This window comes from Neisseria sp. HMSC073G10, assembly GCF_001812605.1.
Taxonomy (GTDB): Bacteria; Pseudomonadota; Gammaproteobacteria; order Burkholderiales; family Neisseriaceae; genus Neisseria; species Neisseria subflava_A.
In genome coordinates, this window is the sequence record NZ_KV809546.1 from 1,005 (window position 1) to 8,864 (window position 7,860).

The window sequence follows — 7,860 nt, forward strand, 5'->3', positions numbered from 1 at the left end:
CTTCGGTGGCACGGATGCTGAGATGGCGGCCGGCCGTCAGCGAGCTGCCGACGGCTTCGGTGCTGCTGCTATCCTGCGTCTGCGTGCTGCGGCTGCGGCCGCCGCTGATCACGACAGGCGTGCCCGCCGCCTGGCTGGCTTTGGCCGAGGCGCTGCTGCGCTGCATCCAGTTGCCAACAATACTGTCGCTGTACCCGCCGCCCTGCATGGCTTTGTCCCAGGCATTTTTACCGGCGGTATAGGGGTCGTAAGTGATGCCGATCGAGAAGCCGCTTTGTTTACGCTGTGTCCGGCTGTGCTGTTCGCTGCGGTTATAGGCTTCGTCAAGGGAAACTTCGCGCCCCTGCAGCTTCAGATCGCCACCGGCATACAGCTGTGCGGCTTCGGTACTCAGTTTGCCGCCCGCCGCTACGGTGGTATCGCCTTTCAGGCTGCCTATCTGCGAGGAGACTACGGCAGACGATACGCTGTTTTGCTGCAGGTTTTCTTGGGTCTTGCCGTAACCGGCCATCGCTACGCCGTTTTTCAGGCTACCGGTGAGGCCGGACTTTTTGCGCTCGTGGTTTTCCCAATCTTGGTAGCGGTTGTCTGCGGCGTCAATGCGCACTCCGCCTTGGGCGGCAATCAGGGTCTGATCGTCGCTGATGACTTGGCTGCCGCGGATGCGGGTGTCGCCGCCGGAAGCCGTTCTGACTTCGCGGCCGGTAATCACGCTGCCGGCTGCTTCGTCGTGTTGGCGCCGGTATTGGTCCAGCCGGCTTTTGCTGCCGGTCAGGCTGCGGTCTTTGCTGTAGGTGGATTCGTCCAAATCCAGGGTGCGGCTGCCTTCGCTGATGTCGATGTTTCCTTGGGCGGCCAGGGTGGTGCGGCCGTTTTGGCTGTCGATTTGGCCTTGGCGGATGCTGAGCTCTTTACCGGCGGATACGGTGATGTTGCCGGCCGCTTCGATGCGGCTGCCTGCTTCGGCGCTTTGGTGAATGTGGCGGTGGTTTTTGTCGTTTGCCGCGCCGTAGCTTTCGTGGCTTTCGGTGCGGACGGTGCCGAGTGTGACGCTGCCTTCGCGGGCAATCATTTGGCTGTGGCCGTCGCGGGCGCGGTTGGCCAGGCGGGCGCCGTTCAGTTTGATGTCGTGCCCTGCTTCGAGGCTGAGCAGGCCTTGGCCGTCTTCTGTGCCGCTGACATACAGTCCGGCCACACGGTCAACGGTGGTGCGGCCGTTGTGCGAGTCGCCGCTTTGGGCGGTGCTGCTTTGGAGGGTGATGTTGTCGGCTTTGAGGCTGAGCAGCCGTTCGGCTTCGATGCTGCCGCCGGTGATGTCGATTTGTTGTTGGGCGTCGAGTATGACGTTTTTGCCGCCGATGCGGCCGCTGTTGCTGATGTCGCCGGCGGCCAGATCGACGATGCGCCGGCCGGCAAGGGTACCGCGGTTGTCGATGCGGCCGGCTTCCAGCTGCAGGGCGTCGGCGCTGATGAGTCCGCCGGCGCTGTTGAGATCGCCGGGGCGGGCGAGGACGTAGACTTTGGGTACGAGTACGCTTTGGCTGCTGCCGTCGGCCAGGGTAACGGTCTGGCTTTCAAGCCAGACGATGTCGCTGGTCAGCCGGGCAACTTGTTCGGGGGACAGGGCGATGCCGGGGGTCAGCTGCTGGGCGCGGGCAAAGCTGATGCCGGCGTCCATCAGGGCTTGGAATTGGGCTTCGTCGTTCGGGTAGCCGTCCAGACGGCGGTAGCCGGTCAGACGGGCAATCTGTTCGTTGATCAGGCGTTGCTCGTAATAGCCGTCGCCCAGCCGTTTGTGGGTGCGGTTGGGATCGGTTTGCAGGGCTTTGAGCATGTAGTCGCTGCCCAGCCAGGTGCGGTAGTCGGCATAGGCGGGATCGGTTTCGACCAGATAGCCGGGGCGGTCGGGACGGACGGTGTACAGGCTGCTTTCGGGCAGGCTGAAGCTGCCGTCGGGACTTTTAATGCGTTGTGGCGCAACGGCGGCGGTGGCGGCATCGGCTGCGGCGGCATGGCCGGCAGGGGGGTTCAGGCTGCCTTGGTTTTGCAGAATGTCGCTCAGCTGGTTTTCAAAATCGTGGGTGCTGACGCTCGGGTTGTTGTAAGCATAACCACCTCTCCAATAGACATGATGCCTGCCTCGGTGGCCATGGCTTCTTTCGAAGGTCGCATGTTCGCTTATGCCGACTTCTTCCAGACGCCGCTGCTCTTGGGTGGCGTGGTTGGCAATCTTGTCTTTGGAAAGCCCCGACAATGTGCCACCGATCAGGATTTTGCTGTCACTGTTACGCCATTCTCCGCCTTCGGCTTTCAGGTCGCCGCCAATCAGGATTTCGCCCGGACGGCTTTCTACGATACGTTGGCGGTAACGGTTCAGGCTGTATTGGTAGCGGCGTACCGCCGATACGTCGGAGCGTTCGAATTTGCGTTCGGTACTGCCGCTTTTCTGTCTGCCCTGCTCGTTGAAACGGAAGACCAGATTGGTTCGGTATTGGCTCATGTTGCCGTCTTCGCCGTCAATGTAGCGTTCGGGCTCGCCGGCAAAGGTGTAGGCAGTTTGGCGGCGGCTGTCGGCCAAATATTCTTCGGTGCGCAAACCGGCGTTTAGGTTGTCCAGTTTTTGAACGGCAATCTGCCCGCCTCCCACTGCTTCAATCCGCGCGCCGCGGTTTTCCAGGCGCTCGGCCCTGCCTTCGGCCTGATGGCGCTCATTCAAACGGCCGCCGATATGCAGTGTGCCTTCGCTGCTGATCAGGCTGGAGACGCTGCCGGTTTGTACTTGGCCGTTTTCAATCCGGCCAAAGCCGCTGCCGGTGTTGCTTATGCTGCGCATGCCGATGTCCAGCCGCTCTCGTGCGGCAATCACGGGGGCTTGGTTTTTGCCGTCTGCGCTTGCTTCTTCGCGGTTGTTCAGGCTGCCGCCGCCCAGGGCGAGACGGCTGCCGTAGATGCGGCCGCTGCCGATGTTGTTCAGGCTGTCTGCGGCATCAATACGGGTCAGGCCGTTGCTGTTGATCAGGCCGCGGTTGTCCACGGTGTCGGCGCCAATACGGGTATTGCTGCCGGAAACCAGTTTGCCTTCGGCGCGGTTGTCGATGTGCCGGGCACGGATGTCGAGGGCTGCGCCGCCGGCCAAACGGTGGCGGTTGCGGATGCTGCCGCCGCTTTCGATGCTGAGTGTGCGGCCGGCTTCGATGTCTGCGCTGCTGTCAAAGTCGGCGCTGAGTTTGAGGGCGGCATCACGGCCAGCGGCCAGGGTGCCGCTGCCGTCCAGTACCCGGGCATCCAGTCCGATGTCCTGTCCGGCCAAGATGCTGCCGTCTTGGTTGGTGATGTTGTCGGCGGCCAGTTTCAGGCTGCCGGCAGTGGTGATTTCGCCTTGTTCGTTGTTCAGGCCGTCTGAAAGGCGGATGTCGCTTTGGCTGTTGCTGCGGATGGCGCCTTGGCGGTTGTCGAGTCGGGTGCCATCCAGTTTCAGGCTGCCTGCGGCCAGGGCGCCGCCGCGGTTGTCGCTGTGGCTGCTGTGAATGTCGGCGCTGTGGGCGAGAATGTCGCCTTGGCGGTTGTCGAAACGGCTGCCGTCTGCTTTCAGGCTGCCGAGGGTGAGGCGGCCGCTGTTGGCCAGTTCGCTGTGTACGTTCAGATCGGTGCGGCCGCCCGCTTCGATGGTGCCGCTGTTGTCCAAACGGCCGGAGACGCTGATGCGGCCGTCGGCAGGAGTGGGAACTTGGGTATGGCCGCCGTGACTGTTGCCGCTATTGCCGTTGCCGTTATTGGCGGGCGGCCGCTTGTTGCCGGAGTGGGAACCATTGTTGTTGCCGTTTCCGCCGTTGTTGCCGCTACTGTTTCCACTGTTGCCGTTGTTGTTTTCCGGCAGGCCGATGCGGCCGCTGTTGGCCAGGCGGGCGGTATCGACGGCCAGATCCTGACTGCCGCTTTGGCTGATGCGGCCGCTGTTGTCCAATACGGGGGCGGCAATGTCCAGACGGCCGCCGTCGATTTGACCGCTGTTGTCAATCCGGGCGCTGCGGATGCGGTTTTCTGCGGTGCTGAGAATGCGGCCGCTGTTGTTCAGGCTGCTTTTGCTGTCGATGCTGCTTTGGCCGTGGGCGTAAAGGGTGCCGCTGTTGTCGGCTTGGCCGGCGTTAAGACGCAGGGTGCCGCCGTCTTGGGCGGCGACGGTGCCGCTGTTGGCCAGTCTTCCGTCGGCGCTGAGGGTCACGCCGCCGGCACCGGCGTAAATCTTGCCGGCATTGCGGATGCCGCTGCCGGCATCGGCAGCAATCAGGGTGATTTTGCCGGCATACATGCCGCCCAGGGCGCCGGTGTCGATGGCAAAGACGGGGGCGGATGAAGACGGAGTGCGGGGTGCGGCGGCGTCTTTCAGGCTGCCTGCGGCGTCGGTTTGGCCGGCGGCGGCAATCACTTGGACGTCCTGCCCCCAAATGCCGCCGTCAATCTTGGCGGCACGGCTGAGAATGCGGGTGTAGTCGGCACCGCGCCCGTCAAGACCCTGTGCGCCGATTTCAATACGGCCGCTGCCGATGTCCAAACCGTCGAAACGGCCGTCTGCCAGGATGGGACGGCCGGTGGTCAGGGTGGCACCTGCGCTGTTGATAAAGCCGCCGCCGTCGACGCGGATGCCGGCGGGGTTGGCCATCACCACTTCGGCGCGGCGGCCGGCGATTTCGATATAGCCGTTCAGCCGGCTCGGGTCGCTGCTGTTGATTTGGTTGACGATTACACGGGCTTCGCCGCGGGCGAGAAAGGGGTTGCCCTGTATCCAGCCGGCCTGGCGGGTGGATACGCTTTTATGGCTGTTGTTGAGAATGGTGCCGCGCGTGTCGACATCGAAACGGCGGTATTGGTTGACGGATACGCCGTGGGCGGTGGGGGTTTGGATATTGACCTGCGGTAGTCCGTTGCCGGTTTGCAGGATGACGGGCTGCTGGGATTTGGGGGCGGATTTGTCGGCTTGGATGTCGGCAGCGGCGGCGGGCACAATCAGGGCCGAACCGAAACCGAGCAGCAGGCTGAAAGTCAGCGTGCCCAAATGCAAACGGCAGCCTGAACGGGTTTTTAGGCTGCCGTCACCGCCACCGGTTTCTCCGCCTGAGCGCTCGCCGGGACTTTTGCCCTGCCCGATGGCAGTCTCGGCTACGGCCATCAGGATGCCGCGGGTGCGGTTGAAGACGATTTTATGGCAGTGTTTGTTCATGTTCTTGCGTCCGTGTGGAAATGGGAAACAGGCAGCCCAAATGCAGGCGGTGCCCGTGTTTTCTCCGGTTAAAACGAATAGTTTAGGTTGAAGCCGAAAACGGCGGTACGTTTGCTAAAGCCTTGCGGTTTTTTAATCGGTTTGCCGACAAACAGGTCGTAATTCAGGCTGCCGCCTGCTTTGAACTGGCCGCGCAGGCCGGCGGCGGCGCCGATTAGGGTTTGGCCGAGCAGGTATTGCGCCGAGTCGCCGGAAACATGGCCGCCGTCTAGCGCCAGATAAAACTGGTGGGCAGCCTGAAAATACCAGCCGGCTTCGTTGCGCCAGTACCAGCCGCGCTCGGCCGACAGTGAGCTTTCGCCGTCGAAGCCGCGCACGGTGTAGCGACCGCCGATGGCGATTTTGTCCAAAGGCGTCAGCGGGGTTTTATTCCACTGGGCATGCAGGGCGGTGTCATATACGAAGTGCTGCCGGCCGATTTGGAAGGGGTGGTTATAGCTGATGTCGGCAGTGATCACCTTCATTCTCGAAGTGCCTTCATCAAACACCTCTTCAGGGGCGGCAATGGCATCGGCCATGCCGGTGCCGCGCTTGTAGCCAAGGCCGATATCCAAAGTGCTGCGGCCGATGTATTCCTTGTGTTTTAGGCTCAACTGCCAACCGGCGGTTTTACGGCGCTGTACTTCGACTTCGGCATCATCGATAAAACTTTGGTTTTCTTTCTGCCACAGTTTGAAGCCGATATGGCTCTTGCGCCGCGCATCACGGTACAGCAGGCGGGTAAATCCGATGTCGCTGCCACGGCTTTTGCCGTTGTAGTCGTACACTTCATTGATACCCGCCACGGCTTGGTGGTAGCGGTAGTAGTTGTGGTTCCAGCTCCACAGCCAGTTGCCCGCAGGAACGGAATAGTGAAAGGCGTAGCTTTGGGTGCCGCCGGCGGTTTTTTTGCCCTCGGAGTCGGTATGGGTGTCGGTATGGCCCAGATGGCGGCCGTAGGACAGATAAAACAGATCGCTTAAGCCGAAAGGGTTGTCGGCAGAGAAAGTCAGGCTGCCTTGGTATTTGCCGGTGGTTTTGCTGCCGGAGTCGTCCACACCGAGCGACAGGCGGTAGGGCAGCAGCCGCTGCCGCCAGGCAACAATGATGTCGCTTTCATCGGGTGCATCGGCGGGAACGATTTGAATATCGGCTTCCGCGGTGGGTACGCGCTTGAGATTTTCCAGCCCCTGCTCGATACGGCGCAGATTCAGAATATCGCCGCCTTTCAACGGAATTTCGTTTTGAAAGGCGGCAATGCGCGCGGCACGGGTTTGGTCGTTGTGCGAAGTATCAGTGCGAACCGAGCGCACTTTGCCGGACAAAACGGTTAATTCCAAAGTTCCGCTGTTTAAATCCTGCGGTGCGGCCAAAATACGGGTAGTGGTATAGCCGCGGCCGATAACGGCGTTTTGTGCCGCAACCATAATGCGGTTGATGCCTTGCGCACCCAAACATTGTCCGGATTGGAAGCCGGTTTCTTTCAAGGCTTTTTTAAGTGCAAACTGAAAACGGCCGGCAGCATCGCCGGTCAGGGTAACGGTATGAATGGGGAAACAGGGGGATTCGGCCGATTCGGCTGCAGACGGAGTAAGCGTACTTTGCCGCGTATCTTCCAAACGCACATCGACTTCGCGCTGCAGCTGCTGCTCCTGCTGCCGGCGTCGCATTTCCTGACGTCTGAATTCGCTTTCTTCAATGGTATCGGCAAGTGCAGCCTGAAAAGAAAAGGCTGCCAAAATAGCTAAACTCAGATGGGTGTGTATGGCGGACATAATGTTAAACCCAGTATATTTTTACTTGAAAATAAACTCACTAAATTTTACAAAATCATTGATAAAATGTCAATGTCTTAACTTTATCTATAGATATCTGGCGCTGTTTACAGTATCTGAAGATTTCAAGAATGATACTGTGAAGCCTTATGGCAGCCTGAAAGGGTTGCGGTGTTTGAGATGTTGCCGGCGTATTTTTCTTAAGCTGTTGTGTAAAACACTGTTAGAGACCTTTGCAAAAAAGCCCTTCCCTCGACAACCGAAACCCAAACACAGGTTTTCGGCTGTTTCGCCCCCAATCACTCCTAATTCTACCCAAATACCCCCTTAATCCTGCCCGGACACCCCATAATCAGGCATCCGATCCGCCTTTTAGGCAGCAACAGGCGCACTTAGCCTGTTAGCGGCTTTCAAAAGGTTCAAACACATCGCCTTCAGATGGCTTTGTGCACTCACTTTGCTCAGACCGAAATAGGCTGCCCGGGAGTAGCGGAATTTACGGTGCAGCGTACTGAAGCTTTGTTCGACCACATAACGGGTCTTTGACAAATATCGGTTGCGTTTAGTTTGCGCTTCCGACAACGGATGGTTACGGTGGGCTTTGCGCATAATGCCGTCCAACAACTGATGTTCTTTCAGATGTTGCCGGTTTTCCTTACTGTCATAGCCTTTATCGGCATAGACGGTCGTACCTTTGGGTAACCCTTCCAACAAAGGCGACAGGTGTTTGCACTCATGTGCATTGGCGGGGGTAATGTGCAGTTTCTTGATATAGCCTTCCTCATCGGTGCGGTTATGTTGTTTGTAACCGAGTTTGTAGAGGCCGTT

General features: G+C 59.6%; 3 protein-coding genes. All 3 read right to left on the reverse strand.

Annotated features, from left to right (window positions below; translation table 11 throughout):
* The coding region (locus tag HMPREF2865_RS11360; RefSeq protein ID WP_141752555.1) for a two-partner secretion domain-containing protein at positions 1-5,218 on the reverse strand (5,218 nt) is incomplete at its 3' end.
* Between the two features lie 68 nt (positions 5,219-5,286).
* Entirely contained in the window at positions 5,287-7,032 is a 1,746-nt protein-coding gene (locus tag HMPREF2865_RS11365; protein ID WP_070461294.1) for a ShlB/FhaC/HecB family hemolysin secretion/activation protein, read from the reverse strand.
* A 372-nt stretch (positions 7,033-7,404) separates the two neighbouring features.
* A partial coding sequence (locus HMPREF2865_RS11370) for a transposase (protein ID WP_141752554.1) occupies positions 7,405-7,860 on the reverse strand: 456 nt, incomplete at its 5' end.